Source organism: Pseudoalteromonas sp. GW168-MNA-CIBAN-0100 (genome assembly GCF_040309225.1).
Taxonomy (GTDB): Bacteria; Pseudomonadota; Gammaproteobacteria; order Enterobacterales; family Alteromonadaceae; genus Pseudoalteromonas; species Pseudoalteromonas arctica.
In genome coordinates, this window is the sequence record NZ_JBEOOL010000456.1 from 1 (window position 1) to 283 (window position 283).

Here is a 283-nt window from a genome sequence, read left to right on the forward strand (position 1 = left end):
GCTAAACTCATTTAAGGCAGCATCAAATTGCCCTTGCTGATAAAGTGCAGCCCCTTTGAGAGCGCTTGAGCGAGCCTGGGCTGCTTGTTGATACTCTTTGTTGTTGTATGCCTCTAATGCCCGTTGATCCGTATTTTTAAACAGGGTTGGCAGCTCTGCGGCATGCGCATTTTGTTGAGGTAAAAAGCTAAGTAATAGTACTGCGCTAACTAATGCAGAACGTCTAAATAAATACAAAGCTAAAGGCAGTAAAATAAGCAAACCATAAATACCGGCGTCAATT

At 42.8% G+C, this 283-nt stretch carries 1 pseudogene; it reads right to left on the reverse strand.

The annotated features are described in order from the left end of the window. Positions 1-283, reverse strand: a pseudogene (locus tag AAEY62_RS21930) (hypothetical protein); the annotation flags it as partial.